This window comes from Caballeronia udeis (genome assembly GCF_044909315.1).
GTDB lineage: Bacteria > Pseudomonadota > Gammaproteobacteria > Burkholderiales > Burkholderiaceae > Caballeronia > Caballeronia udeis_A.
Genome location: NZ_JBIYEB010000001.1, coordinates 28,339 through 53,987, shown reverse-complemented (window position 1 = coordinate 53,987; position 25,649 = coordinate 28,339). Strand labels below are relative to the sequence as shown.

Sequence of the window (25,649 nt, the reverse complement as noted above, 5' to 3'; positions counted from 1 at the left end):
GCGGATTCGGGCGAATAGGTGCGCGATTATTTTCCGGCTGACGCCGTGGCAGCAACGGCATCACGCGCCGACTGCGCGTCGTATGCTTCCACAATGCGCGCGACCAGCGGATGCCGCACCACGTCCACGCTCGTGAACTTCGTCATTGCGATACCGCGCACGTCGGCCAGCACGTGTTGCGCTTCAATCAGCCCGCTACGATGCCCGCGCGGTAGATCGACCTGCGTGGTGTCGCCGGTCACAACGGCCTTTGACCCGAAACCGATCCGCGTCAGGAACATCTTCATCTGCTCGGGCGTGGTGTTCTGCGCCTCGTCCAAAATGATGAACGCGTGATTCAGCGTCCGGCCGCGCATGTACGCAAGCGGTGCAATTTCGATCATCTGGCGCTCGAACATTTTTGCGGTTTTATCGAAGCCGAGCAGGTCGTAGAGCGCGTCGTACAACGGGCGCAGATACGGATCCACTTTCTGCGCGAGATCGCCCGGCAGGAAACCCAGGCGCTCGCCGGCTTCCACTGCGGGACGCGTCAGCACAATGCGCTTCACCTGATCGCGTTCGAGCGAATCCACCGCACACGCCACCGCCAGATACGTCTTGCCCGTACCCGCCGGGCCAATGCCAAAAGTTACGTCGTGCGCAATGATCTGCTTCAGGTATTCGCGCTGCATTGGGGTGCGGCCGCGTAGATCGGCGCGGCGCGTGTACAGCTTCGGACCCGGATCTTCTTCTTCGCCCAGGTCGATGGTTGCGCTGGGTTCATCGAACGGATGATCAGGGTCACCACGAAAACGCGGATCGACGGGATCCGAGTTCAGGTTGTTCGAAGGCTTGTCGCGCCGTGCCGCATTGCGCGCTTCGACCAGCGCCAACTGGATGTCGTCCACCGACAACGTGTCCTTCGCGCGATTGTAGAAATTCTCGAGCGCCGCCAGCGCAACCTTCGCGCCGCGCCCGCGGATGGTGATCTTGTGTCCGCGACGCGTCAGCGTCACGTCGAGCGCCTGCTCGATCTGCCGCAGGTTTTCGTCGAGCGGGCCACACAGGTTGGCGAGCCGCGCGTTGTCGTCGCGCGGTGCGGTGAATTCCATATGCTGCTGAGCGGTCTTCAAGGCGAGAGTCGGGTTCCTGTCGAAGCTGCGGGGTTTAGTGAGTCGTCGCGGGCGTCAAAACCAGCTCGCCGCGCAACGAATGCGGATACGCCACGTTGATTTCCACATCGACCATCTGGCCGATCAACCGTTTGTGCGACGAGATTGGCGCGGGGAAATTCACCACGCGATTATTCTCGGTGCGTCCGGCGAGTTCGCTCGGATCCTTGCGCGACGGGCCTTCCACCAGGATGCGCTGCACCGAACCCAGCATGGCGTTGCTGATCTTCGCCACGTTCGCCTCAATGGTCGCCTGCAAATGTTGCAAACGCTTGAGCTTCACTTCGCGCGGGGTGTCGTCGTGCAGGTTTGCAGCGGGCGTGCCGGGGCGCGGGCTGTAGATGAACGAGAAACTGGTGTCGTAGCTCATTTCGTCGATGAGCTTCATCATCTTCTGGAAGTCGTCTTCCGTCTCGCCCGGGAACCCGACGATCATGTCCGTGGACAGCGACAAATCCGGACGGATCGCCCGCAATCTGCGGATCACCGACTTGTATTCGAGCACGGTATAACCGCGTTTCATCGCCATCAGGATACGGTCGGAACCGTGCTGCACGGGCAAATGCAAGTGGCTCACGAGCTTGGGCACTTTCGCGTACGTATCAATCAGCCGCTGCGTAAATTCCTTCGGATGCGACGTGGTGTAGCGAATCCGTTCAATGCCCGGAATCTCCGCCACGTATTCGATCAGCGTGGCGAAATCGGCAATGTCAGTGGAATGCTGTGTTACCGGCCCACGGTACGCATTTACGTTCTGGCCGAGCATGGTGACTTCGCGTACACCCTGGTCGGCGAGGCCCGCGATTTCGGTCAGCACGTCGTCCAGCGGCCGCGATACTTCCTCGCCGCGCGTGTAGGGCACCACGCAATAGCTGCAGTACTTGCTGCAGCCTTCCATGATCGATACGAACGCGCTCGGGCCGTCCACACGCGCCGGCGGCAGATGATCGAATTTTTCGATTTCCGGAAACGAGATATCGACTTGCGAACGGCCGCTGGAACGCCGTTTCGCAATCATTTCCGGCAGACGATGCAGCGTTTGCGGGCCGAACACCAGGTCCACGTACGGAGCGCGGGACACAATCGCCGCGCCTTCCTGGCTCGCCACGCAACCGCCCACACCAATGATCAGGTTCGGGTTCGCTTCCTTAAGCTCGCGCACGCGGCCGAGGTCGGAGAACACTTTTTCCTGCGCTTTTTCGCGCACCGAACACGTGTTGAAGAGAATGACGTCGGCGTCTTCCGGCGTATCCGTCTGGGTGAGGCCATGGGCTGCTCCGAGCACGTCGACCATTTTGTCGGAGTCGTACTCGTTCATCTGGCAGCCAAAGGTCTTTACATACACTTTCTTGGTCATGAATTTCGCCGGTCGCAGTGATTAGTCTGGGGGCGCGGTTTTTAATGCGTTAAAGGAGACAGCGAGGGATTTGCGTGTTTCGTTTCGTCGGATTTTGCGCTCGTTTTTAGATCCCTTTTCGACCCATTTCGCCTGAAATGGCCGGAAATCACACGACGCGCGCCTCGACAGTTCAACTCGATATTATAGCGTCCGCTCGATTTCGTGCCCCTGGTGGCCGGGCGGGTAGGCCAGGTCGCCGAGCAATTCCGCGGTCGCGCGGCCGAAGCGTTCGATCAGGAAATCCAGCAGCACGCGCACCCGCGGCGCCATGTACCGGTTGCAGTGATACACCGCGTGCACCGCCGCCTCGTTCGAACACCAGTCTGCCAGCAAAATTTTCAGCGCGCCGGAGTGGACATCGGCGGCTATGTCCCAGATCGATTTATGCGCAATGCCCTGGCCCGACAGCGCCCAGGCGCGGGACAGCGCGCCGTCGTTGGTTTCCCAGGCGTCGTCGAGCGGCACGGTGTGGGTGAAACGCTCGTCGCCACGGACGAACTGGAACACGTTGAACGTGGCGGTTGAAGTTGCCAATACCGCGAACGTGTGCGTGGCGAGATCGGCGGGCGTTTTCGGCTCGCCGTGCCGGGCCAGATAGTCCGGCGATGCACACAGCACACGCCGGTTCGGCGCCAGCCGCCGCGCAATAAGATTGGTCTCCGACGGCTGGTTGAAGCGAATCGCCAGATCAATATCGTCCAGCAGCAGATTCGACACCGAATCCGACAGCGTCAGCGAAAAACTCACGTCCCGGTGCAGGCGGCTGAATTCATCGAGCCAGTGGCATAGCAGGTTGCGGCCGAAATCCGACGTGGCCGAGATCCGCACCTTGCCGCGCACGAGATTCTGGCCGGCGTGCAGCGCGGCTTCGCCGTCGTCGATAGCCTGCAGCGCGATCCGGCAATGCTGCAGATAAAGCCGGCCCTCGTTGGTGAGCCTGAGTTGCCGGGTGGTGCGCTCGAACAGCCGCGCGGTCAGCGATTTCTCCAGCTTGAGCAGCCGGGCACTGGCCGCCGCCGGCGACAAACCCAGCTTGCGTCCCGCCGCAGACAAACTGCCGAGCGCTGCCGCTTCCGTGAACAGGCGCATGTCGCCGAGTCGATCCATCGTGATTCTCAATATGCTTTTGATAATGCTTCAAATGCTACGCCAATTATCAAAACGCTTCTCGACGTGCAAAATTTGATGCATTGCAGCGTATGAGGCCGATCATGCAGCCCGAATTTTCCGGACGCGCCGTGACGCGTGTTCCGCGATGAAACTCGATCACGTCACGATCGTCGCGCCGGATTGCGAGCCGATCCGCCATTTTTTCGTCGATATAGCCGGCATGAAAGTCGGCCCGCGACCGCCGTTCGGCGTAGGCGGGTACTGGCTTTATGTCGATGGCGCGCCCGCCGTGCATCTGATCGAGAACGGCTCGGTGCTGGCTTCGCCGCCCGGTGGCCGGGCCGCCACGCGTATTGATCATCTCGCGCTGCGCGTGCAAGGCGAGGCCGAATGGCAGGCGTTGCTCGCGCGCCTGCACGAACACGCAATCCCGTTTTCCTCAGTCGACGTTCCGCTCACCCGTGAGCAGCAAGTGTTCGTGCAGCTTGCGCCGGGCGTGGTCATCGAATTCGTGACGTCGAATTCCACATTCTCAGCATTCTCCGCAATCTCAAACTAAGGGGATTTTCATGCCTATTCCACTTCTGGCGCTCGCGATCAGCGCGTTCGCCATCGGGACGACCGAGTTCGTCATCATGGGGCTGCTGCCCGACGTGGCCCGCGACTTGGCTGTATCCATTCCATCGGCGGGTTTTCTCGTCACCGGGTACGCGTTGGGCGTGGCTGTGGGCGCGCCGTTGCTTGCCGTACTGACCGCAAAAATGCCGCGCAAGCTCGCGCTGCAATTGCTGATGGGCGTGTTTATCGTTGGCAATGTGCTGTGCGCCGTTGCACCCGGTTATTCGATGCTCATGGTCGCCCGCGTGGTGACGTCGTTTGCGCACGGCTCGTTCTTCGGCATTGGCGCGGTGGTCGCGGCATCGCTGGTTCCGGCGGAAAAGCGCGCGAGCGCGATTGCGCTGATGTTCACCGGGCTCACGCTCGCGAACGTGCTGGGTGTGCCGTTCGGGACGTTTATCGGGCAGGAATTCGGCTGGCGCACGACGTTCTGGATCGTGGCCGGGCTCGGCGTGGCGTCGCTGATCGGCGTGGCCGCGCTCGTGCCGAACAAACATGATTCGGGACCGTCGAACCTGGGCCACGAACTGCGCGTGCTGAAAGAGCCGCAAGTCTGGCTCGCGCTGGCCATGACCGTGCTCGGCTTCGGCGGCGTGTTCGTCGTCTTCACCTACATCGCGCCGATCCTCGAACAGGTCAGCGGATTTTCACCGCACGGCGTCACGCTGGTGCTCGTGCTGTTTGGTGTCGGCCTGACGATCGGCAACACGGTCGGCGGCAAACTGGCCGACCGGGCGCTCATGCCGTCGCTGATGGGCATTCTCGTCGCGCTCGCCATCATCATGGCGGTGTTCGCGAAGACCAGCCATAACCAGATGCTGGCAGCCATCACCATCTTCATCTGGGGTGTCGCCGCGTTCGCAACGGTGCCACCGCTGCAGACACGCGTGGTCGAGAAGGCCCGGCACGCGCCGAATCTGGCGTCGACGCTGAATATCGGCGCGTTCAATCTCGGTAATGCCGGCGGCGCGTGGCTCGGCGGCGTTGTGCTGAGCCAAGGGCGACCGCTGGACTCGTTGCCGTGGGTCGCCGCCGTTGTGGCCGTGGTGGCGCTCGGCGTGACGTGGTATGCGGCGCGGCTCGATCGCAGCGGACAGGGTGCAGGGGCGGGGGCAGTGGACGCGGTTTGAGTCCGCGGGGCGTGCTGCATGGGGGAATACGCACGCCAAGACCGTGCCGGATGTTGACCCGGCGTCCTCAACCGACTAGCGTGTCGTGCGAGCCGCGTCCGCGGCTTATCGCTTCATCACGCTTTTCGACTGAGGTTTTATGGAAGACATCACGCTGCGCCAGTGCCTGAAGGGCGCATGGCGCGACGCCGCCTCCGCCGTGCGGCACATGCCGATCGTATTTCTGGTGGCGTTCGTGGCTGTGCTCGCAACGGGAACCGCCGGATACAAGGCCCAATTCTCCGATATGGCCGCTGCCGGCGGATCGCTGACTGCCATGACCAGCAGCAGCGCCGGTCACGCTTCCGCGGCCACTCAGGGGCTGGTTTCTCTTGGCGTCACGTTTGTGCAGACTCTGGTTCTCGCTGTGCTGGCCGTGTTCGTGGTCCGCTTTGCCATCAAGTTGCACGCTGAACCCGGCGCAGTTTCCGCACGGCCGGCTCCTGCGGCCCCGCCAATGCGTCTCTGGGACGCCGGTGTCCGCCGCTATTTCCTGCTCTGTATCGCGCTGATTGCCGGGTACGTGGGCGCGACGCTCGCGGTTCTAATCGCCTGGATCGGGTTGCGGCTGGCGGGAATGTCCAGCGGCACATCAACGGCCGCTGCCGCCACGCTCGCGGTGCTGGCCGTGTGCGGCATGAGTTATGTGTCGGCGAGGCTTTCCTTGCTGTTCCCACACACCGCCGCCGGTGGCCAGATTCAATGGCGGGCAGCCTGGGAGGACACGCGCGGGCACTTCTGGTTTATCACGACAGCCGCGGTGCTTGCGATCCTGCCGGTCATCGGCATTGCGACCGTGTTGACGGTGGTCGCGGAAATGCTGGCGACGGCAGCGTCCGCCGGCGGTTTGACGATGGGGTTGATGGTCGTGCAAAGCGTGGGAACGCTGCTTTATACCGCGACGGGCGCGACCTGCTCGGTCTGGCTTTACAGGAAGTTCGCGGCGATCTTGAGGACGGAATCCACGTGATTTTGCGCGGGCGGTGTTTGAGTCGCTCGGCAGCTCTCGCAGCTTTTCCACGATGCGCAAATGAAAAACGCGGCCCTTCAGTTCAGGGCCGCGTTTTTCATTGCTTTGATGCTCCGGTGAACGAACGGAGCCTCCCGCCGTTAAACCGTTTCTTCCGTCAGCTCCCGCGCGGCGGCGAGCGCCATGCGGAAATCGGCGAGTTCGGCGATGGTGAGCACCGGAATGTTGCGCTCCTTCACGAACGCATCGATCTGCGCACCGCGCGCCATTGTGCCGTCGGGGTTCATCAACTCACACAGCACGCCGGCCGGCTTCAGCCCGGCGAGGATCGTCAGGTCGACGGTTCCTTCCGTGTGGCCGCGCCGGGTCAGCACGCCGCCCGGTTGTGCACGCAGCGGGAACACGTGGCCGGGACTCACGATGTCGCCGGCTTTGGCGTTATCGGCAATGGCAGCGCGGATCGTGGTCAACCGGTCAACGGCTGATACACCCGTTGTCACGCCTTCGCGCGCTTCGATCGAGACCGTGAATGCCGTGCCGTATTTGCTGCCGTTGTCGGCGACCATGGGCGGCAAGTGGAGGGCGCGGACGGTCTCGTCCGGAAGGCACAGGCACACAATGCCGCTGCACTCCCGGATCATCAACGCCATGCCTTCGACGTCGAGCTTTTCAGCGGCGTAAATCAGATCGGCTTCGTTCTCGCGATCGTCGTCGTCGAGCAGCGCGACCGCGCGGCCTTCGCGCAACGCTTGCAGGGCAGCGGCAATTCGACGAGGGATAGCAACGGGCGCGTCGCCTGCGCGAAGTTGCGCAAGATCGGCAAAGGCGGTAGCCGGGGAGGTGAAACTGGACACTGAGTCGGACATGAGTGAAACGCTCTCGCAAAAGAAATTGGGCGAAAAACGTTTCAGGGCATTGCAAACAGACAGAACGACACGCGTTTTCAGCGCCGTCAACTCGACAGCGCCGGTTCAACGCAGACGCAAATACGCCGCGGCAAACACGCGAAACGGACATGACCGTCTGCACATCTTCTTCCATCCGGACTATGACCGTCGGCTCTGGCATCTCACCAGATCTGCTGACCCCGTTGGGTGGCTCGCACTTGCAAAGCGAGCTGCGTTCACGGGCGCTCGCGGGCTCACGAGAGGCTTTCGCCACTCGCATACCGCCGGTGGGGAATTGCACCCCGCCCTGAAGACGTACTGACTTGTCGCTAAACACTTAAAAGCGCGACTTATTTCAGGATACAACAGACCAGCCGATGTTGCAGTACTGCTGGTCGTTAGCTTGTACGCAAGCGCGCCTAGCCGGCTTCGTCGATACGACGTGAATCCGCCGGAACATGCCAGCGCGGCGGCGTTTCCGCGTTCACCGTCACCTGGTACGCGCGTGCTTCCGTGTTGCCGGGATTGCGCAGCGTGTGGGGCTGATCGGCGTCGAACACAATGGCGTCGCCGGTAGCCAGCAACTGCGCCCGGTCATGCACGCGGATTTCCAGCGTGCCGTCGCTGACGACCAGATTGATCGTGGTGCCGGGCGGGCGCGGATTGCCGGATTCCGCGTGCAGTGGTGCGATGCGAAGTTCGTGGAATTCCGCCGATGCGGGCGCGTTCAGCGGAAATAGCGGCCGGGCAGAAAAGCGTCCGTTCGATGTCACCAGGCGCGTTGCCCGTTCGGCCGGCAAATATTCGATGCCATTGGTCGCGTGGCGCCGAAGGAACGCCGCCACCGATACCTTCAGGGCGCTTGCAATTTTGTGCAGCACCTTGATGGACGGCACGCTGCGCCCGGATTCGATCTGCGCCAGCATGGCCCGCGATACGCCGGACGCACGAGCGAGGGCATCGAGCGAGAGTTGCCGTTCGGCACGCAGCCGCGCCAGGTTCACGCCGACGAGATATTCGAGCGCGTCGTTCGCTTCCTGAATCTCGACCTGATGAGCGTTGGCCGACGCCGCCTGTGTTGCCTCGGCGAGTTCGGCCGGTGCGTGCGCATCGAACGGCTCGCGCACGAGTTCCAGCGATGAATAAGCCGGTGCAACCATGATGAGCCTCCAGTCGTTCTGTCGATTAAACCCGCTCAGCGAAACGGCGCGGGAACGAGTGAAGGCAAGACTAGCATCGGCTTAACGTGCGTCAAACGAAGATATCGTCACACCGTTATCAGGTGCCGCAGGGTAGCTATTCACGGCAACGCCTCGTCAAACGACCGTGCGAGCGGGCGTGGATGACGTGGCTGACGCGGATGACTCCGCCCGCGGCTCCGCTTCCGGCTTGCTTGACGCGAACCACCCGTCGATGCGGCGAATCACGTCGTCAAGCGACCCCGGCTCCAGATGCAGGCCGAGTTTCGACCGGCGCCAGAGCACGTCGTCCGCACAGGTTGCCCATTCGTTGTCGCGCATGTAGCGGAGTTCCGCTTCATACAGGTCGGGCGCCAGGGCTTCGCCGAGATCGGTGAGGGAGCTTGCATCGCCCAGGAGCTTCTGTGCGCGCGTACCGTAAGCCCGGGCGTAGCGATGTGCCAGTTCGCCGGGCAGCCAGCGATTGCGCTGCTTGAACGATGCGAGGAACACCGCGAAGTCGGCATTGGCAATGTCCCCACCCGGCAGCGGGGCGCCTTCCGTCCAGGTTTTACTCCGGGCCGGTGACTGCAGCGCTTCGCCGAGTTTGTCGACCGCTTCTTCGGCCAGCTTGCGGAACGTGGTGATCTTGCCGCCGAACACCGACAACAACGGCGCTTCGTTCGCGGGTGTGTCGAGTTCGAGCAGGTAATCGCGCGTGACGGCCGACGCGTTCTCCGCGTTTTCGTCCTCGAGCAGACCACGCACGCCGGCATAGGTCCAGCAGACGTCTGCCGGACTGATGTGCTTCTTGAAGTAGCGATTGATGGAGTCGCAGAGGTACGCGGTCTCTTCCGGGCTGATGGCGACTTTGGACGCGTCGCCGTGATACTCGAGGTCCGTGGTCCCGATCAGCGTGTAGTCGTGCTCATACGGAATCGCGAAGATGATGCGCTTGTCGGGATTCTGGAAAATATACGCGTGGTCGTGCTCGAAAAGACGCCGCGTGACGATGTGGCTTCCCTTGACCAGCCGCACCGTATGGCGCGTATGTGTGTTGCTGTTGAGCGAATCCTTGAGCAGGTCGCTGACCCACGGACCGGCAGCGTTGGCTATGGAGCGCGCGCGCACCTCGAAGGTCACGCCGTCGTTGTCGGCAAGCGTGGCGAACCACAAGCCTTCGCTGCGATGCGCACTTACCAGGCGCGTGCGTGTCTTGACTACCGCGCCGTGCTCCTGAGCGTCGACTGCGTTGAGTGCGACCAGCCGTGCGTCGTCCACCCAGCCGTCGGAATAAACAAAACCGCGTTTGATTGAGTCGATCAGCGGTGCACCGGCGGGGTGCCGGCGCATGTCGATCCCCCGGGAGCCGGGCAGCAATTCGCGGCGGGCGAGGTGATCGTAGAGAAACAGGCCGGCGCGGATCATCCAGGCAGGGCGCAGGTTGGGCATGTGCGGCATCACGAAACGCAGCGGCCACATGATGTGCGGCGCCGCGCGCAGCAAGACTTCACGCTCCTGGAGCGCCTTGCGCACGAGCCGGTATTCACCGTATTCGAGATAACGAAGGCCGCCGTGAATGAGTTTCGTACTCGACGACGACGTGTGCGAAGCCAGGTCGTCCTTCTCGCACAGGATGACGCTGAGGCCACGGCCCGCCGCGTCCCGCGCTATACCTGTGCCGTTGACCCCGCCGCCCACCACCAGCACATCATAAAGATTGCCTTGCATCGCTTGTCCGCCCCGTGGCCACCAACAGAAAACTCCGTCGGAACATAAGAATGTTCGAATTCGAAATTTAACGAACAAAAACGAAAATGTAAAGTCGTCTGAACGGCTAACGCTCTGTTATCGCGCCGTTTTGCCGGAAAAGTGCAGATTCCGGTCGTTTTTGGGCTCATAGGCCGTTCGACCGAGTGGCGCGGAGCGGGTCGCCGACCGATACTGTAGCTACTGGAGATGACGGAGTAGACGCAATGCGAAAGATTTTGGTGGCTGGTGCGCTAGGCGCGCTGATGCTGGGCGGATGCATAACCGCACCGGATGTGTCGGGGTCCCGCGGAGCGCCTTCGCTGGCTGCGCTCCAGTCCATGTGCGGTGGGAATGCCGTTGACTACGGCACGGACGCGCAGGGTGTGTATTCGGCGTTTCTCGATGCTTACGTGGCGCAAAAGCGCGGCAAGCTGCCAAAGGAGCAGTTCTGCGCGTTTCAGGCGGGTATAGCGACTCAGTATGCGGCCTTCAGTGCCAGCCGTACGGAGGAGGCGCAAAGCGCGTGGGCTTCGTTTTTCGCGGATCAGCGGGCTCAGGCGCTTAGCTGGCGCGCAACCGTCGACCCAACGCTGCGCGCTGGCTGATTGGCGTTTGAATTGGTTCGCTCGCCGGCCCGCTGGTTGGCAGGCTTATCGGCTAGCTCACACTGCGTGATTTACTCGCTTGGCGAGTGACGGCTCAAGTGGGTCAAAGCGCTGGCTTTGACCGAAGAGCCGCGCGTTGGCGAAAGTTACGAATACCGTTTGATTGCTTTGATCGTGGAGTCGCCGGAAGCCGTGAGGCTCCACAACTGGCGCCCGGACGCGAGATTTTCCAACTGCACAAGCTGGCGCTCAAGCAGGGCGTCGAGTTCGTCGCGCACCATTTCCATCTGGTTGGGCGCTTCTTGCAACAGGAGCAGCGTGGCAAATTCATGCGGACTGAGCATCGTGTTCTCCATGACGATCGAATGGCACTTTGACCGGTCGGCGACCGGCCTTGGTACTCAGGAACGTTGTGCGAGTCTGGAACTTCGTGTCCGGCAGACGCATGATGCTAAGCGCGGTTGGCGGCGCCGAAACGCGGCGCTGCATTGCCGGGATTTGATTGTAGGCAAGCGCCGGGCGTGTGCCAAACGCTTGCGGAAAATATTGGGTTTGACTTTTTGGTGGCGCGAAAGCGGTTCGGCGGACGAGCCGAATCGTAGAAATTACCTGAGGTTTGTGTCGCAGCGCACATAAGCCGTGCCGGGTTTTTCGGCAGGTAACTGCGGACTGCTACTCCGCCACGAATACCTGCGTGTTCGCCTCGGCGAGCGTTTGGGCCATTTCGGGCGGCGTGGGGGCATCGGTGAAAAGCGCGTCGATCTGGTTCAGGTGGCCGAGCCGGACGAGCGCCGGGCGTCCGAACTTCGAGTGGTCGGCGGCGAGGAACACCGTGCGCGCGTGTTTGATGATCGCCTCGGCCACGCGGACTTCGCGGGTATCGAAATCGCGCAGTGTCCCGTCGGACTCAATACTCGACGCACCAATGATCGCGAAGTCGACCTTGAACTGACGAATGAAGTCGATAGCCAGTTCGCCCACAATGCCCTTGTCCCAGGGCCGGACAATACCGCCGGTGATCAGCACCTCGCATTCGGGATAACCGCTCATCATGCTGGCCACGTTCAGGTTGTTCGTGATCACGTGCAACCCGCGATGCCGGTTCAGCGCCCGGGCGACTTCCTCGGTCGTGGTGCCCAGGTTGATGAAGAGCGACGCCTGGTCGGGAATGTGCTGTGCGACCAGTGCGCCTATGCGGCGTTTTTCGTCGTGGAACATGCGCTGGCGCGCGGTGTACGAGACGTTCTCCGAACTGGTTGGGAGGCTCGCGCCGCCGTGATAGCGGCGCAGCAAGTTCATGTCGGAGAGCCAGTTGACGTCGCGGCGAATGGTTTGCGGCGTGACGTCGAAATGCGTGGCCAGGTCCTCTACCGTCACGAAGCCGTCGCGTTGCACCCAGTCGAGCAGCTCTTGCTGCCGTGCGTTCAAGGTGATGCGGGGATCTCGTGTCATGGCGTCGAAGAGTGCGCTTTATTGTCGTGAGGTGGCCCGTATTGTAAGGGAAAGGCCCGGTGGAGCTGCAATGCTCGATCATCCGCAATTGCCGCTCGCCCGCGGACGCAAGCGCTTCGCGACGCACCGTGCCGGGGAAGTTTACGGCGCCGGCGCCACATGGAAAGCAGCGAGTTCGTTACGACGCATTACGCCGCTAGGCCTTCGCGACCGGGCAGGACCAAAGCCGCTCCTGCATGATTCTGCATGATCGATACGTGTACATGTCCGCATGACCCGATGTCCGCACCAACTGTCCGGATTGCATGCTGCGCTTCCTGCGCGGCAACTCGTCAGGATGGCAAAATTGATTGTGTCGAGTCTGAACGTGGGCGAGCGGCCGGCAAGCCGTTGGGAGGCATACGGGCTCTGCTCGGAGACGGGTCGGCGAAAGTCGGATGGTTGAATCGTCTTCGAATGGCTTGCCGAAATATGTCTGTAAGCGGGCGGGAATCAAGCCTGACGTGCGCTATCACCACGCGTTCGGGGGCGGTACGATTTATGCTGATTTGTGCGGTATCCGGAACTGACATGTGGTTTTGACGGTCTCTCTCCGGGCCTGCAGCTTCGTTGCAACCCGGCTAAGATGCAGGCTCTAAGTCTTTAACCACATGAGGACGCCGCGGCCTTAAGTCCACGGCGTCGCCTGATTTTCGGCCGGTTTGGCTGACGGCGCGTTCAATACAGCTTTGGGAGCGCGATTTTTATGCACACTGATAGTACCCATGTGATGCCCTGGCGGATCGAAGATATCGACCTGTCCCGGATCGACCGGCGCAAAGCGGCATCCAACGAACACCTTCTCCTGTTGCTTTGCGCGGCTTCGTTCATTGAGAGCGGGACCGATCTTTATACAAGCAACCTGAGCACGTATTTCAACGACGACCCCGAGGTTTCCGACTGGCTCAACAACGAGTGGGAACCGGAAGAGATGCAGCACGGCCGCGCGTTGAAAACGTATATCCATCATGTGTGGCCCGAGTTCGACTGGGATACGGCATTCAAGAACTTCTTCGCCGAGTATTCGCTGACGTGTTCAGTCGAGGACTTCGAAAAAACGCGTGCGCTGGAAATGGTCGCGCGTTGTGTCGTTGAAACCGGTACGGCCACGCTGTATCGGGCCATTAACGAGTGCTCGGACGAGCCGGTGCTCAAGCAACTCACGGACAACATCCGCACAGATGAAGTCCGCCATTACAAGCACTTCTTCCGCTTTTTCAAGAAGTACAACAAAATCGAAGGCAATGGCCGTTTCGCCGTACTTGGTGCGTTGTTGCGTCGTGTAATAGAAATCAAGAGCGAAGATTCTGAGATAGCGCTGCGCCATGTATTTGCCATTCGTTACCCTGAACGCGCGAATGACACCGCGCACAATCGGGAGCTGGCGGCGCGGGTGAATGCACTGGTCCGGCGCAATTTGTCGGCTGATATGTGCGTGAAAATGCTGCTCAAGCCGCTTGATCTGCCGGCTCGAATTCAGCCCAGCGTGCACTATCCGCTCGCGAAGATTACGCAGCACGTGTTCTTCCGCTAGGCCGGTTTGCCGTTTGCATTGAACGGTTCGCCAAGCTTTAATCGATGGCCCGCTTTCGCGGGCCATCGTCTTTTCACGGAGATCCGCATGACTGATTCCACTGCGTCCGGTGCTCATGGTTTCGAGCACGGCACGTTCGACGAATGGCCTCCGGAGTTGCGGACGTTGTTCGACGGCACGTCGATCGAGACGAAAACGGGCTTCACGGCGTCGTTGCTTGCAGCCAATGAAGGCCGCGTGCGGACGTCGCTGCTGAGCGTTGGCGAGTTGTTCGCGCCGGACCCGGGTACCTTGTGTTTTTCGCTGTGGCCGCAGTCGCGGGCGGCGCGGCTGGTGTCGAAGACGGGGTGCGCCACATTGACCTTCGTCTTCGATGAAGCCTTCTTCCAGGTGCAGCTTCAGGCGCAAATCGCGCCGCTGGAGGGGGCGTCGGTCACCTGTTTTATTGCGACGATAGAAAGCGGGGAGTGGCAGAAAGTGCCTTATGCGCGCCTCGTGCAGGGGATTGGATTCGAGTTCGCGCAGGGGCAGGGGGACGCGGTGCTGGAGCGCTGGGGAGAACAGATCGATGTGCTGAAGCGTGCGGCGAGCGCCGCCGCTTGAAATGCAAAAAGCGGAGCCGAGGGGCTCCGCTTTTTTATCGAGTGCAGTGTCGGGCGGTTGCGCCGCAAAGGGCCTCCATCTGCCCTTGCTCCAACATAGCGAGGCTAAAAACAACCTCGCTCGCAGCGCGTAGAAGGCGGTATAGGCGAGACGTCCCGCCCACGCCATCGCGCTATTTAACGCCCACGTTGTCCCGTGCGCGGCGTATCGCGTCGACCTGCACCGCCGCCGCCTTCACTGCGCGGCTTGCCGCCCAGCAGCGCGGCGCCGGCCGGCCGTGAGCCTTCGGGTTTGCGCGGCGCGGAGCCATTGCCGCCGGTTTTCGTGGCGACCGGTTTCTGCGAGCGCGAACCGTAGCCCCCACCGTTGCCACCATTACCACCGCCACCGTTACCATTCGCCGGCTTGGCCGACGGACGGCCGCCACCGTTCGATTGCTTCGGCGCGCCCTGACGCGGCGCACCTTGGCCTTGACGCGCACCGCCTCCGCCTTGGCCGCGACGGAGAATCGGTTCCGGCTTCTGCGTCAGATCCGGCTCGAAGCCCGCGATAACTTCCTGCGGAATCGGCCGCTTGATCAGGCGTTCGATGTCCTTGAGCAACTGGTGTTCATCGACGCAAACCAGCGACAGCGCTTCACCCGTTGCCCCGGCACGACCGGTACGGCCGATCCGGTGAACATAATCCTCGGGCACATTCGGCAGGTCGAAGTTGACGACGTGCGGCAACTGGTCGATATCGATACCGCGCGCCGCAATGTCCGTCGCGACCAATACCTGCAGCGTGTTGTCCTTGAACTCGGCCAAAGCACGCGTACGTGCCGACTGGCTCTTGTTGCCGTGAATGGCGAGCGCGCTGATGCCGTCCTTCGTCAACTGTTCGGCGAGCCGGTTCGCGCCATGCTTGGTGCGCGTGAACACCAGTACCTGGAACCAGTTGTTCTGGCGGATCAGGTGCGTGAGCAGCTCGCGCTTCTTGTCGCGATCGACCGGGTGGATCTTCTGCGCGATGGCTTCAACGGTCGAATTCCGGCGTGCCACTTCAATGAGCGCCGGACGGTCGAGCAGGCTGTCCGCAAGCGTCTTGATTTCTTCCGAAAACGTGGCCGAGAACAGCAGGTTCTGGCGCTTCGGCGGCAACTTGGCCAGCACGCGCTTGATGTCGTGAATGAAGCCCATGTCGAGCATGCGGTCGGCTTCGTCGAGGACCAGGATCTCGAGCTTCGACAAGTCGATGGTCTTCTGCTGCATGTGATCGAGCAACCGGCCCGGCGTTGCCACGACAATGTCCACACCGCGTCGCAATGCATCGATTTGCGGATTGATGCCCACGCCGCCGAACATCACGGTCGATTTCAGTTTCAGGTACTTGCCGTAGGCGCGCACGCTTTCTTCTACCTGGGCGGCGAGTTCGCGCGTGGGCGTGAGGATCAGCGCGCGGACCGGGCGCTTGGCGCCAGCCGCCGGCGAGGGCGCTTCGGACAGGCGTTGCAGGATAGGCAGCGTGAAGCCGGCGGTCTTACCCGTGCCGGTTTGCGCGCCTGCGAGCAGGTCGCCGCCGTTCAGCACAGCCGGGATGGCCTGCAACTGGATGGGGGTAGGGACGGTGTAGCCGAGTTCGTTGACAGCGCGAAGCAGGGATTCGGACAAGCCGAGGGAATCAAAAGACATAAGTGTTCACAGATTCGGTATGACGACCGGCGCTATCGCTTGTAGCCCCAAAAGGCTTGAAGCCCCAAAAAAGGCGGCCCGCACAACTTGGTGCGTGCGTACGACGATCGAGGAAATCGGGCGGCATGACGTTCGGGGCGCTTGCTCGAGGTACACGCTACGAGCGCCGGGAAAGTTGCCGCGAAGATCAACGCGCTATCAAGACACGCTGACTGGCGTTAAGTTGCATTTGAAACGCCGTAAAACGCTTCGCGTCAGGCATTAGGTGCCGATCAGGGCAGGCTCATGCACGTACGCACGCAACGTATTCAAGCAAAGTGCTCAAGCAACGTAGCGTGCAATGCTGACGAATTGACACAAGCTGCCGCCCAACACGAACAGGTGCCAGATGCCATGTCCATGCCGGATGCGCTCGTCGTTGATGAAAAAGTAAATGCCGGCGCTGTAGATCAAACCGCCGGCCAGCAGCCACGCCGTGCCGGCGGGCGGTAACGCTGTAACGAGAGGACGGATGGCTACGAGCGCGAGCCAGCCCATCATCACGTAAATCACCATGGATACGCTGCGGGTTCGACGCCCGAGCGTGAGTTCCTGAACGATGCCAAGAGCGGCAAGCCCCCAGCTTACCCCGAATAACGACCAGCCCCACGGGCCGCGCAGCGTAACGAGCGTGAACGGGGTGTAGCTTCCTGCGATCAGCAAGTAAATGGCCGAATGATCGCATTTTTGCAATACCGACTTGAGCCGCGGGTTGCGGACCGAGTGATACAGCGTGGAAATAGCGTACAGCACGAGCAACATGGCGCCGTACACGGCAAAGCTGACGATCTTGTACGGGTCGCGTTCCATCGAGGCCATGGTGACAAGCGTAGCGAGCCCTGCCACCGACAGCACTGTGCCGACGAGGTGGGTAACGCTGTTGAACCGCTCACCAAAGTGCATCGACCATCCTCATCACGTCGTTGTGATCCTGCCTGCAACGCCGCGCTTTCTGCCTTATTTTCTACATTAAGGAAATGAATGCTGAGACCGGAGCAAAACCGGTGCAATCCGGTCTACCAACCCGGGCATTTTACCGCGCCGGTGGTTTATCCCGCCTGCGTACCCACGTTCCAGCTTATTCGTGCGCAAAAAAGACGAAGGGCGCAGCCCCGGTTTCGAGGCCTGCGCCCTGCTTGCGCCCTTGAGCGCATTTTACTCTACCTGCGGAAAACCCTTCTTCGATCAGTCAAGCGGGGCTGAGCGCAGGTTGCTGACTTGTTGCGGCGACACCGGCGTACCGTGGTTGCCCCACGACATACGAATGTACGTCACAACCGCAGCCACTTCCGTATCCGACAGGGCTTGCGCGAACGGCGGCATGCCATACGGACGCGGGTTGCCGCCCGTGCTCGGCGGGTAACCACCATTGAGCACCATGCGGATCGGGTTCACGGCCGACTGCATCTGGATGGACTGATTCGTGGCAAGCGGCGGATAGGCCGGCGGTTTGCCCAGACCGTTTTCCGCGTGGCACTTCGCGCAGTTTTCCGTGTAGATCTTCTTGCCCTGTTGCAGCAATTCCGACCCGAACTGCGCCGATGTTTCGAACTGCATGGTTTCCGGCGCTTCGCCCTTTTGCGGGATCGACTTCAGGAACGTCGACATCGCGCTGATGTCCGCGTCCGTCATGTACTGCAAGCTGTTGTGGACCACTTCGGCCATCGGGCCAAACACTGCGCCGCGTTGCGACACGCCGGTCTTCAGCAGGTCGTTGATGTCCTTGATGTCCCAGTCGCCCAGGCCAGCTTCCTTATTCGACGTCAACGACGGTGCGTACCAGTTCTGCAGCGGGATCAGGCCGCCGCCGAACGCAGCCGAACTGACCGGGCCGCCCAGCGGGTTGATCGATGTATGGCACATGCTGCAATGGCCAAGGCCTTCGATCAGGTAAGCGCCGCGGTTCCATTCAACCGACTTGGTGGGATCTGGCTTGAATTCGCCTTCGCTGAAGAACAGCACGCGCCAGCCAATCAGCATGTTGCGCTGGTTGAACGGGAAGCGCAGTTCGTGCGGACGGCTGGGTTCATTGACCGGCGGCACCGAGCGCATGTACGCGAACATGGCGTCCGAGTCGGCGCGCGTGACCTTGGTATAAGCCGTGAACGGCATGGCCGGGTACAGCAGGCTGCCGTCTTTCGAGCGGCCGACGTGGATTGACCGGTAGAAGTCGTCCGACGTCCACTTGCCGATGCCGTATTGATCGTCTGGTGTGATGTTCGGCGTGTAGAGCGTGCCGAACGGCGTGAGCATGGGCAGGCCGCCGGCAAACGTCTTGCCGCCGCGGACCGTGTGGCAGGCGATACAGTCGCCGGCGCGGGCCAGATATTCGCCGCGTTTGATCAGCTCGGTCTGGTCGGCGGGGACTGCGGCGACGGCGCCGCTCGAATGGAAGGTCTCGCCACCCGACCAGAGTGCGGCGGCGGCTGCGGCGGCCGTAATCACGACAACAGCCGAAAGTGCGAACAGGGACTTGCGTTTCATATTCTTCTCGCTCCTCGCGCCTTATTGCGGTTCGCTGCCGCAGGCGAGCGGCGTCTTGCGCGAGCCTGCAGGCGCGGGTACCGGATTCGCCGGTGCGGTTTGCGTGGAGAGCCAGGCGGCGACAGCGGTCACGTCGTCGTCGGTCAGGCGGGTGGCGATCTGTTGCATGCAGTCAGGTGCCTTCGCGTGACGCGAGCCCGCACGCCAGGCGCCAAGCTGCGCGCTGATGTAGTCGGAGTGCAATCCCACAAGACCCGGAATAGCCGGTTGCATACCCGTCAGGTTCGTGCCGTGGCATGCCGCGCAGGCGGGAATGCCGCGCCCTGCGTCGCCCTTCAGCACGATCTGCTGGCCTTTCGACAACGTTGACGGTGACACAGTCGGCTTGGCCGGCTGCGGATACGGAGGACGTTGTTCGGAGAAATACGTGGCGATCTCATGAAGGTAGTCGTCGGAGAGATACGTGACGAGGTAGTTCATTGGCGGATACTTCCGGCGGCCTTCGCGGAAGTTCTGCAACTGGTTGTAGATGTAGTCAGCCGGCTTGCCGGCAAGCCGCGGGAAATAGTCGTTGTCCGTGCCTTCGCCGTGGACGCCGTGACATGCCGTGCAACCCTGAACACGCGCTGCCATGGTGTCCGGCGCCATTGGCTGGGCGGCGGCTGTAGCGGGCGCCGGGGCTTCTGCTGCGCCGGCAATGCTGGCTGTGCCGATCAGCGCCAGAGCCATTAGCGGGGCGAGCAACGGACGAAATATGCGTCTTGAAGACACGCGACACTCCATGAATTTCGAGGACCTGCCGAGCTTCGTTCGGCCCGGTGCGAATATGTGGTGAACCATTGCCACATTGGCTCTGCGAGCCCCTGATGCGACGCGGCATTCTATCATCGTTGCCTGATGATGACTATTTGAGCATCGCCCTGTTGCACTGCACCTTCAACGTGTACGCGACAATTTGCCGCGCGACTGATCGACAGGGGTTTTTGAACGTGCGTCGTAGTTGGTTGTCGGCGGTGAATGACAAAGTATCGACGGATTTTGTCGGATTTGGCGACGGTTTTGTTGGGCTCGGGTGCCCTTGGGCATTGGTGCATTTCGCAGGCTCATTCCGCTAGACTCGCGTTCCGGCCCATGCGGTGTGTTTTGTTTTTTCTTCGACCTTCCTCGAACCTTCAATGCATTCCTTGTTTGCTTTCAGCCTGAATCTCTCCGTCAAGGCATGGTCATGAGTGACGATCCGCTGTGGTTGGCCCAAGTCCTCGTTGCCGCGCTCGCCGACATCGCGTTTGCCTGCACGCTCGGCGGGGCGTTCCTGAGTGTGTGGTTATCGAAGGAAAACGCGCCTGCGCCCGTTTCGCCGGCGCGTCTCGGCTGGGTGAGGGCGCGGCGGCTGAGCACAGGGGGCGCGGTCGTGCTCGCGGTGGCGGATCTTGTGCTGGTCTGGCTGCAGGCGGCGTCCATGAGCGGTGCGCCTCTCTTTCAGGCCTTCGATGCCGTGGTTACCGTGGTCACGGGTACGTACGCTGGCAAGGGCTGGGCGATCGCGTTCGCCGGCAGCGTGCTGCTGATCCTGGCGACGGCGTTGGGTAAACCGAAGGGTGGTCCGCGAGTCGGATTGTTCGCGGTCGGGGCACTCGTGGCGGCGGCGGGCAAGGCGTCGGTGGGACATGCCGCCGATGCCGGCGCGTTTTCGCTCGCCGAAGGCGTGCAGACCGTTCATCTGCTGGCAACGGCCGTTTGGGGCGGGCTGGTCATCGCAAGCGCTTGGCGGGTGTTGCCGGCGCTGAGGACATCGCTCGCGCGGGCTTTTTTGATTCGTATTGCCGGGAAGGTCTCCACGGCAGCGGTGGTCGCTGTGTCTTTAGTCATTCTCACCGGGATTTATAACGCGTGGCGGGGGTTGGGCGGATCGGCGCAGGCGCTCGAAACCAGCGGCTGGGGCCACGCGCTGGTTGTGAAGGGTGTGCTTATTGGGACCGCGTTGCTGCTCGGTGCGATGAACCGATGGTCCGTCATGCCGCGGTTGCAACGCACCGCATCGACAGTCGATGCGCACGCGTTCACCGGGATCATGCGAATGGAGGCGTTGCTGATTGTTGCGGTGTTTGTCGCGGCCGCCGTGCTGTCGCACAGCGTGCCGGGTTTTTCTGCGATGGGTTAGACGGGCCGCATGAGTTCGGCTAATTGATGCCGATAGTTACTCGTAGCCCAGCCTGTGACTCACGATCGGTGCGCAGAACAGCGCCAGCGCGCATCCTATCGCCTTGCCTTGAAGCTCGACGAACGCACGGTGCGACATGGGCGACGACATGACTACATCGAGGAGTTGAGGCAAGCAAAACAGCACGGCCGCGCCGATAAAGCAGCGCGTCACCGTCGACATGCGCCAGCTGCGCTGGGCGCCTACGGCGGCACAGATCACGCGCAGCACGCCAAACAGCACCAATGCGCCGACGGCCATCTGCGTGCGGACGAATTCATCTGGAAGGGTGTAGTAATACATGCTGGACTCTCTAGCTTTGTCGTCGCGCTCTTCCCGGGCGCTGGGTCGAAACAAAAACACGTACGCGAGATCATGCAAGACGCGGGCCAGGCGTTGTCACCGCATGCAAAGCCTTGCTGCACATAGGTTTCGTGTGCCACAAGGCCGCCGTTTCCAGTGCTGTAACCCGTTGGCCGATTAAATCCGGCCAGCACGTTACGTAACGCCATCGAGACGGAATTCCCGTCTCAATAACGCTATTCTACGATGCCCGCGCTATCTGCATAGTGCGGTGCAACGCAATTCTTCCATCACCACTCTGCAACGCTGCCGTCGGCATGGCGCCACACCGGATTGCGCCAGCGATGCCCCACCTTGGCCATCTCGCGCACCTTTTCCTCGTTCACCTCGATGCCCAAGCCCGGTCCTTGCGGAATCATCACCATGCCGTCTTCGTATTTGAAGACTTCGGGGTTCTTGATGTAATCGAGCAGGTCGTTGCCCTTGTTGTAGTGAATTCCGAGGCTTTGCTCCTGGATGAAGGCGTTGTAGCTGACCGCATCGATTTGCAGGCAGGTCGCCAGCGCGATGGGCCCAAGCGGGCAGTGGAGGGCGAGGGCGACGTCGTAGGCTTCGGCCATCGATGCAATCTTGCGGCACTCCGTAATCCCGCCCGCGTGCGACGCGTCCGGCTGGATGATGTCGACGTAGCCGCCGGCCAGGATGTGCTTGAAGTCCCAGCGCGAGTACAAACGCTCGCCGAGCGCGATCGGCGTGCTGGTCTGGTTCACGATGTCGCGCAACGCTTCAACGTTCTCCGACAACACGGGCTCTTCGATAAACAGCAGCTTGTACGGGTCGAGTTCCTTCGCGAGAACCTTCGCCATGGGCTTGTGCACGCGGCCGTGGAAGTCCACACCGATGCCAACATTCGGTCCCACCGCCTCACGCACCGCCGCCACGTTGTTGATGACGGCCTGGACCTTGTCGAAGGTATCGATGATCTGAAGTTCTTCCGAACCGTTCATCTTCACCGCCTTGAAACCGCGGTCCACCACGGCGCGCGCGTTGTTCGCGACGTCGCTTGGGCGGTCGCCGCCGATCCACGAATACACCTTGATCCGGTCGCGGACCTGGCCGCCGAGCAGCGCGTGAATGGGTACGCCGTGATGCTTGCCCTTGATGTCCCACAACGCCTGGTCCACGCCCGCAATCGCGCTCATGCCGATCGGGCCGCCGCGGTAGAACCCCGCGCGATACATGACTTGCCAGTGATCCTCGATCAGCAGCGGGTCTTTGCCGATCAGGTAGTCCGACAGCTCATCGACTGCCGCCGCGACCGTGTGTGCTCGGCCTTCCACCACCGGTTCGCCCCAGCCGACGATGCCTTCATCGGTCGTGATCTTCAGGAAACACCAGCGCGGCGGAACGATAAAAGTCTCGAGTTTGGTGATTTTCATGCTGGCGTCTCCTGATTATCCGGTGAGTGGGGAACGAGGGTTTCTATGCTATCAAAAATCCGTTTGATGTGTATATTAATAGTACTATTTGACGGAAAGCCTTGTGGGGAAAGGGTCCGTATAATTGCGTCGTTTTGATTGCCGGCGTCAACTCTGGGAAAAGGGGAAAGTTATCCAGCACGATCTGCACGGACGCGTGGCGTACGAGCTTGGCACCGAGATTTTGCGCGGCGATTTTCCGCCAGCGTCGACGCTGCCGCGCGAAGCCGAACTGATGGAGCGTTTTGGCGTCAGCCGGACCGTGCTGCGGGAGGCGTTGCGCACGCTGACATCGAAGGGATTGATCGAATCGCGGCCGAAGATTGGTACGCGTGTGCGGCCTCAGCAGGCATGGAATCTCCTCGATGCTGATGTTCTGGAATGGTATTCGCGCGTTGCCAAGCCGTTGCAGTTCGCGATCAAGCTGCAGGAAATGCGCGAGATGATCGAGCCTTATGCCGCTGCGTTGGCCGCTGCGAACCACGACGACGCGGCGCTGGCTCGTTTAAGCCAGGCACATCAAGCAATGCTGGAAGCGCGCAATGTCGATGAATGGGTGCGTGCCGATCTACGGTTTCATCTGAGCGTGTTGAATGCGTGCAGCAATGAATTGCTGGTACCGCTCGGGACGCTGATCGAGCGCACGCTCGAGGCGCAGTTGCGGTTGAATGCGCGGCGGGCGGAGGTTTTCAACGCATCGATGGCGGAACATACGGCCGTTTTCGATGCCATCGTCGCGCGGAATTCGGCGGCGGCGCGGGACGCGATGGGTGGTTTGCTCGGCGTGACGCGGGCGAGAATTGAGGGGTAGAGAGGAGTAGGCGGGAGATAAACGACGTTCAGCGCACTCGGCGATATTTCCATTTTCGAGATAAAGTTGCGGGTCCGAGCGCTGTTTTGGATTGGTTTTAGCCGAGATTTTTAGGTGATCTCTCCGGCAGGCGGCGCTCCGCATCATCCGGAAGGAGCCCGAATTGCCGCACGTCCCGATTTCTGTTGTGTCGTCGTGGGGCGCGTGGGCCGTGTTCGTCAGCGTGCTCGCCACCCAACTCGGCGTCCCCATTCCCGCTGCACCCATGCTGGTGCTGGCCGGCACGTTAGTCGCGGCCGGGCTGGCTTCGTTCTGGCATATGTTGGCGGCCGCGGTTATTGCGGTGGTTATCGCCGATGCGCTTTGGTTTACTGCCGGGCGTGTATATGGCCGGCGGTTTCTCAACTCGCTCGTGCGGTTCTCGCTTTCCCTCGATACGACTTTGCGTACGGCCCGGCATTGGTTCGAGCGGTTTGGCGTGCCTTTGCTGGCGCTGTCGAAGTTCGTGCCGGGACTTGGACTGGTGTCGTCGCCGTTGCTCGGGACCACGCAGATTGATGTGCGGGTTTTCTTGTTCTGGGATCTGGTGGGCGCAGGGTTGTGGGCGTCGGCGTGGATGCTTGGCGGCGCGATCCTGAATGCCGAGGTGGCGCATCTGCTGGTGTTTGTGAGGACGTATGGGCTCACCGCACTCGATGTGCTTGCGATGGCCGCGGGCGCGTTTTTGGCGTACCGATGGGCGCGGCGTATTCAGTTCCGCCGATGGCTCGCGAAGTATCGGATCACGCCCGAACAACTCGATGAAATGATGCGGTCAGATGCGCCGCCCGTTATTTTTGATGCCCGGCCGCCAGAGGTGCGGAGGAAGGAGGCGCATCGGATCAAAGGGGCGATTCCGCTGGATCTGGAGTCGTCGAGGAAAATCGATCCGATGTTTCGGGAGCATGAGGTCGTGGTGTATTGCGTGTGTCCGAATGAAGCGACGGCCAAGCATATTGTTCAGCAGTTGAAGGTGAAGGGGTTTCGGAACGTGAGGCCGCTGAAAGGCGGGTTGGACGCGTGGGAGAAGAAGGGGTTTCCGGTGGAGGCTATTCCGTTTGATTCTTTGAGTTCTGGGGCGTTGGGTGTCGAGCCCTCTTCCTCTTCGCTCGATGACGACGATGATCGGAGCATGGGCGATATGGTGACCGTTCGGGCTACGGCGCCGGAGTGAGTTTTTTGCGGGCTTTTGCGGTTTTTCGTTATTGGAGTTGCAACGGATGAAGCTGTTGGATGGAGTGGATCCCGCGCAACTTTTTGGCCTGCCAGCGCCGGATATCGCCACGCTTGATGATGGTCTGCAAGTTCCCTTTGTACAGACAGGGCACGAGCATCACGAGGTGATGCTGTTCGTGCATGGGTCGCTTTGTGACTTTCGATACTGGAAGCCGCAGTTAGGGCCGCTTGCCAAGCAGTATCGATGTGTCGCGCCCAGTCTTTCGCATTATTGGCCTACGGGGGTGCTGGGGTTTGGTGCGATGGCCGGCGGATCAAGGCAGTTTAGCTGGGACGCGCATGTTGATGAGTTGGGGCGGTTTATCGAGCGATTGGCGGCTGGGCCGGTTCATGTTGTTGGGCACTCGCGGGGTGGGTGTGTCGCTTTTCATCTGGCCGTGAGATACCCGGAGTTGGTGAAGTCGTTGGTGCTTGCTGATCCGGGTGGGGCGGTGGCTCGGGGCGGTGATGATGGGAGAGCGCGGACGGTGTTGCCTGCGCCGGTTAATGCGCTGCGGGCGAAGGCGGCAGAGTTGATTGGTAGAGGGGAGGTTGATGAGGGGTTGGGGCTTTTTGTCGATTCGGTGAGTCGGCCGGGGTTCTGGGCGAGGAGTCCGAAAGAGTTCAAAGCGATGGCGATGGATAACGCGAATACGCTGGCGCTGCAGTTCCGCGATCCGTTGCCGGCCTACGATGCGCATACGGCGTCGAGGGTGCAATGCCCTACGTTGCTAATCGATGGGGAGAAGAGTCCGCGGATGTTTCGGGACGCGGTGGGGGCGTTGGAGGGGTGGATTGAAGGTGCGCGGAGGGGGACGATTGAGGGCGCATCGCATGGGATGAACGTCACGCATGCGGGAGTGTTTAATCGTCTGGTCGGAGGACAACAACGGGGTGGGGAGTACTAGTCCGAACCCTACGAGCGTTAGTGGCAAGGTGTCTC

The 25,649-nt window shown here is 61.3% G+C and carries 24 protein-coding genes and 1 riboswitch; of the genes, 10 read left to right on the top strand and 14 right to left on the bottom strand.

From position 1 onward, the window contains the following. Window positions 1-26: 26 nt before the first annotated feature. From ABH944_RS00250 to ABH944_RS00240, 3 genes are all read right to left on the bottom strand, one after another. Window positions 27-1,112, bottom strand: coding sequence for a PhoH family protein (locus ABH944_RS00250; protein WP_404603866.1), 1,086 nt, complete (start codon window positions 1,110-1,112; stop codon window positions 27-29). Window positions 1,113-1,146: 34 nt separating this feature from the next. Beyond that, window positions 1,147-2,508: a tRNA (N6-isopentenyl adenosine(37)-C2)-methylthiotransferase MiaB gene (gene miaB, locus ABH944_RS00245; protein WP_404603864.1), complete on the bottom strand. Its 1,362-nt coding sequence runs from the start codon at window positions 2,506-2,508 to the stop codon at window positions 1,147-1,149. A 183-nt stretch (window positions 2,509-2,691) separates the two neighbouring features. After that, the gene (locus ABH944_RS00240; RefSeq protein ID WP_404603862.1) at window positions 2,692-3,657 is read right to left on the bottom strand and encodes a LysR family transcriptional regulator; all 966 of its coding nucleotides are present in this window, start codon (window positions 3,655-3,657) and stop codon (window positions 2,692-2,694) included. A gap of 148 nt (window positions 3,658-3,805) precedes the next feature. Here ABH944_RS00240 and ABH944_RS00235 point away from each other — a divergent pair, with 148 nt between their 5' ends. The 3 genes from ABH944_RS00235 (at window position 3,806) to ABH944_RS00225 (ending at window position 6,417) form a co-directional block, all read left to right on the top strand. Then, window positions 3,806-4,219, top strand: coding sequence for a VOC family protein (locus ABH944_RS00235; RefSeq protein WP_404603860.1), 414 nt, complete (start codon window positions 3,806-3,808; stop codon window positions 4,217-4,219). A 10-nt stretch (window positions 4,220-4,229) separates the two neighbouring features. Beyond that, the gene (locus ABH944_RS00230) at window positions 4,230-5,408 is read left to right on the top strand and encodes an MFS transporter (protein ID WP_404603858.1); all 1,179 of its coding nucleotides are present in this window, start codon (window positions 4,230-4,232) and stop codon (window positions 5,406-5,408) included. Window positions 5,409-5,547: 139 nt separating this feature from the next. Continuing rightward, complete coding sequence (locus ABH944_RS00225) at window positions 5,548-6,417, top strand: hypothetical protein (RefSeq protein ID WP_404603855.1); 870 nt, start codon at window positions 5,548-5,550, stop codon at window positions 6,415-6,417. A gap of 140 nt (window positions 6,418-6,557) precedes the next feature. Here the strand turns inward: ABH944_RS00225 and ribB are convergent, their stop codons facing one another. The 3 genes from ribB to glpD all read right to left on the bottom strand — a co-directional run bounded on the left by ribB (window position 6,558) and on the right by glpD (window position 10,213). Continuing rightward, window positions 6,558-7,283 carry a 3,4-dihydroxy-2-butanone-4-phosphate synthase gene (ribB, locus tag ABH944_RS00220; protein ID WP_404603853.1) on the bottom strand — a complete coding sequence of 242 codons (726 nt, stop codon included), beginning with the start codon at window positions 7,281-7,283 and terminating at the stop codon, window positions 6,558-6,560. Between the two features lie 159 nt (window positions 7,284-7,442). Next, window positions 7,443-7,623: riboswitch (FMN riboswitch) on the bottom strand. Window positions 7,624-7,723: 100 nt separating this feature from the next. Then, window positions 7,724-8,464, bottom strand: coding sequence for a helix-turn-helix domain-containing protein (locus tag ABH944_RS00215; protein ID WP_404603851.1), 741 nt, complete (start codon window positions 8,462-8,464; stop codon window positions 7,724-7,726). 156 nt (window positions 8,465-8,620) lie between these two features. Then, complete coding sequence (glpD, locus tag ABH944_RS00210; RefSeq protein WP_404603849.1) at window positions 8,621-10,213, bottom strand: glycerol-3-phosphate dehydrogenase; 1,593 nt, start codon at window positions 10,211-10,213, stop codon at window positions 8,621-8,623. Window positions 10,214-10,458: 245 nt separating this feature from the next. Between glpD and ABH944_RS00205 the strand changes: the two genes are divergently transcribed. Next, a complete protein-coding gene (locus ABH944_RS00205; RefSeq protein WP_404603848.1) occupies window positions 10,459-10,839 on the top strand; it encodes a hypothetical protein in 381 nt (126 codons plus the stop codon). 146 nt (window positions 10,840-10,985) lie between these two features. Here the strand turns inward: ABH944_RS00205 and ABH944_RS00200 are convergent, their stop codons facing one another. Next, window positions 10,986-11,183 carry a hypothetical protein gene (locus tag ABH944_RS00200; protein ID WP_062089577.1) on the bottom strand — a complete coding sequence of 66 codons (198 nt, stop codon included), beginning with the start codon at window positions 11,181-11,183 and terminating at the stop codon, window positions 10,986-10,988. A gap of 328 nt (window positions 11,184-11,511) precedes the next feature. Then, on the bottom strand, window positions 11,512-12,291 hold the full coding sequence (locus ABH944_RS00195; RefSeq protein WP_404603845.1) for a DeoR/GlpR family DNA-binding transcription regulator: 780 nt from the start codon (window positions 12,289-12,291) through the stop codon (window positions 11,512-11,514). Window positions 12,292-13,036: 745 nt separating this feature from the next. Between ABH944_RS00195 and ABH944_RS00190 the strand changes: the two genes are divergently transcribed. After that, window positions 13,037-13,864 (top strand): ferritin-like domain-containing protein, encoded by an 828-nt coding sequence (locus ABH944_RS00190; RefSeq protein ID WP_404603843.1) that lies wholly within the window; start codon window positions 13,037-13,039, stop codon window positions 13,862-13,864. 87 nt (window positions 13,865-13,951) lie between these two features. Further along, window positions 13,952-14,467 (top strand): hypothetical protein, encoded by a 516-nt coding sequence (locus tag ABH944_RS00185; RefSeq protein ID WP_404603841.1) that lies wholly within the window; start codon window positions 13,952-13,954, stop codon window positions 14,465-14,467. 176 nt (window positions 14,468-14,643) lie between these two features. Here ABH944_RS00185 and ABH944_RS00180 read toward each other — a convergent pair whose 3' ends face one another. The 4 genes from ABH944_RS00180 to ABH944_RS00165 form a co-directional block, all read right to left on the bottom strand. Then, window positions 14,644-16,137 carry a DEAD/DEAH box helicase gene (locus ABH944_RS00180; RefSeq protein WP_404603839.1) on the bottom strand — a complete coding sequence of 498 codons (1,494 nt, stop codon included), beginning with the start codon at window positions 16,135-16,137 and terminating at the stop codon, window positions 14,644-14,646. Between the two features lie 321 nt (window positions 16,138-16,458). Then, window positions 16,459-17,079, bottom strand: coding sequence for a PAQR family membrane homeostasis protein TrhA (gene trhA, locus ABH944_RS00175; RefSeq protein WP_404603837.1), 621 nt, complete (start codon window positions 17,077-17,079; stop codon window positions 16,459-16,461). Between the two features lie 282 nt (window positions 17,080-17,361). Beyond that, a complete protein-coding gene (locus ABH944_RS00170; protein ID WP_404603835.1) occupies window positions 17,362-18,660 on the bottom strand; it encodes a c-type cytochrome in 1,299 nt (432 codons plus the stop codon). A 21-nt stretch (window positions 18,661-18,681) separates the two neighbouring features. Continuing rightward, window positions 18,682-19,443 carry a c-type cytochrome gene (locus ABH944_RS00165; RefSeq protein WP_404603833.1) on the bottom strand — a complete coding sequence of 254 codons (762 nt, stop codon included), beginning with the start codon at window positions 19,441-19,443 and terminating at the stop codon, window positions 18,682-18,684. 442 nt (window positions 19,444-19,885) lie between these two features. Here ABH944_RS00165 and ABH944_RS00160 point away from each other — a divergent pair, with 442 nt between their 5' ends. Then, window positions 19,886-20,821 carry a CopD family protein gene (locus ABH944_RS00160; RefSeq protein ID WP_404603831.1) on the top strand — a complete coding sequence of 312 codons (936 nt, stop codon included), beginning with the start codon at window positions 19,886-19,888 and terminating at the stop codon, window positions 20,819-20,821. Between the two features lie 36 nt (window positions 20,822-20,857). Here ABH944_RS00160 and ABH944_RS00155 read toward each other — a convergent pair whose 3' ends face one another. Then, complete coding sequence (locus ABH944_RS00155; protein ID WP_404603829.1) at window positions 20,858-21,163, bottom strand: hypothetical protein; 306 nt, start codon at window positions 21,161-21,163, stop codon at window positions 20,858-20,860. 290 nt (window positions 21,164-21,453) lie between these two features. Beyond that, window positions 21,454-22,602, bottom strand: a complete 1,149-nt coding sequence (gene dgoD / locus ABH944_RS00150; protein WP_404603827.1) for a galactonate dehydratase — start codon at window positions 22,600-22,602, stop codon at window positions 21,454-21,456. Window positions 22,603-22,726: 124 nt separating this feature from the next. Between dgoD and ABH944_RS00145 the strand changes: the two genes are divergently transcribed. From ABH944_RS00145 to ABH944_RS00135, 3 genes are all read left to right on the top strand, one after another. Further along, window positions 22,727-23,452, top strand: a complete 726-nt coding sequence (locus tag ABH944_RS00145; RefSeq protein ID WP_404603825.1) for a FadR/GntR family transcriptional regulator — start codon at window positions 22,727-22,729, stop codon at window positions 23,450-23,452. A gap of 163 nt (window positions 23,453-23,615) precedes the next feature. Next, window positions 23,616-24,665 carry a DedA family protein/thiosulfate sulfurtransferase GlpE gene (locus ABH944_RS00140; RefSeq protein WP_404603823.1) on the top strand — a complete coding sequence of 350 codons (1,050 nt, stop codon included), beginning with the start codon at window positions 23,616-23,618 and terminating at the stop codon, window positions 24,663-24,665. A 46-nt stretch (window positions 24,666-24,711) separates the two neighbouring features. Next, complete coding sequence (locus ABH944_RS00135) at window positions 24,712-25,614, top strand: alpha/beta fold hydrolase (RefSeq protein WP_404603821.1); 903 nt, start codon at window positions 24,712-24,714, stop codon at window positions 25,612-25,614. Window positions 25,615-25,649 lie beyond the last annotated feature (35 nt).

What these genes read in the sequence shown, in the direction of transcription:
- miaB (WP_404603864.1), bottom strand. Translation starts at nt 2,508, where the DNA reads ATGACCAAGAAAGTGTATGTAAAGACCTTTGGCTGCCAGATGAACGAG.
- ABH944_RS00240 (WP_404603862.1), bottom strand. Translation starts at nt 3,657, where the DNA reads ATGGATCGACTCGGCGACATGCGCCTGTTCACGGAAGCGGCAGCGCTC.
- ABH944_RS00235 (WP_404603860.1), top strand. Translation starts at nt 3,806, where the DNA reads ATGAAACTCGATCACGTCACGATCGTCGCGCCGGATTGCGAGCCGATC.
- ABH944_RS00230 (WP_404603858.1), top strand. Translation starts at nt 4,230, where the DNA reads ATGCCTATTCCACTTCTGGCGCTCGCGATCAGCGCGTTCGCCATCGGG.
- ABH944_RS00225 (WP_404603855.1), top strand. Translation starts at nt 5,548, where the DNA reads ATGGAAGACATCACGCTGCGCCAGTGCCTGAAGGGCGCATGGCGCGAC.
- ribB (WP_404603853.1), bottom strand. Translation starts at nt 7,283, where the DNA reads ATGTCCGACTCAGTGTCCAGTTTCACCTCCCCGGCTACCGCCTTTGCC.
- ABH944_RS00215 (WP_404603851.1), bottom strand. Translation starts at nt 8,464, where the DNA reads ATGGTTGCACCGGCTTATTCATCGCTGGAACTCGTGCGCGAGCCGTTC.
- glpD (WP_404603849.1), bottom strand. Translation starts at nt 10,213, where the DNA reads ATGCAAGGCAATCTTTATGATGTGCTGGTGGTGGGCGGCGGGGTCAAC.
- ABH944_RS00205 (WP_404603848.1), top strand. Translation starts at nt 10,459, where the DNA reads ATGCGAAAGATTTTGGTGGCTGGTGCGCTAGGCGCGCTGATGCTGGGC.
- ABH944_RS00200 (WP_062089577.1), bottom strand. Translation starts at nt 11,183, where the DNA reads ATGCTCAGTCCGCATGAATTTGCCACGCTGCTCCTGTTGCAAGAAGCG.
- ABH944_RS00195 (WP_404603845.1), bottom strand. Translation starts at nt 12,291, where the DNA reads ATGACACGAGATCCCCGCATCACCTTGAACGCACGGCAGCAAGAGCTG.
- ABH944_RS00190 (WP_404603843.1), top strand. Translation starts at nt 13,037, where the DNA reads ATGCACACTGATAGTACCCATGTGATGCCCTGGCGGATCGAAGATATC.
- ABH944_RS00185 (WP_404603841.1), top strand. Translation starts at nt 13,952, where the DNA reads ATGACTGATTCCACTGCGTCCGGTGCTCATGGTTTCGAGCACGGCACG.
- ABH944_RS00180 (WP_404603839.1), bottom strand. Translation starts at nt 16,137, where the DNA reads ATGTCTTTTGATTCCCTCGGCTTGTCCGAATCCCTGCTTCGCGCTGTC.
- trhA (WP_404603837.1), bottom strand. Translation starts at nt 17,079, where the DNA reads ATGCACTTTGGTGAGCGGTTCAACAGCGTTACCCACCTCGTCGGCACA.
- ABH944_RS00170 (WP_404603835.1), bottom strand. Translation starts at nt 18,660, where the DNA reads ATGAAACGCAAGTCCCTGTTCGCACTTTCGGCTGTTGTCGTGATTACG.
- ABH944_RS00165 (WP_404603833.1), bottom strand. Translation starts at nt 19,443, where the DNA reads ATGGAGTGTCGCGTGTCTTCAAGACGCATATTTCGTCCGTTGCTCGCC.
- ABH944_RS00160 (WP_404603831.1), top strand. Translation starts at nt 19,886, where the DNA reads ATGAGTGACGATCCGCTGTGGTTGGCCCAAGTCCTCGTTGCCGCGCTC.
- ABH944_RS00155 (WP_404603829.1), bottom strand. Translation starts at nt 21,163, where the DNA reads ATGTATTACTACACCCTTCCAGATGAATTCGTCCGCACGCAGATGGCC.
- dgoD (WP_404603827.1), bottom strand. Translation starts at nt 22,602, where the DNA reads ATGAAAATCACCAAACTCGAGACTTTTATCGTTCCGCCGCGCTGGTGT.
- ABH944_RS00135 (WP_404603821.1), top strand. Translation starts at nt 24,712, where the DNA reads ATGAAGCTGTTGGATGGAGTGGATCCCGCGCAACTTTTTGGCCTGCCA.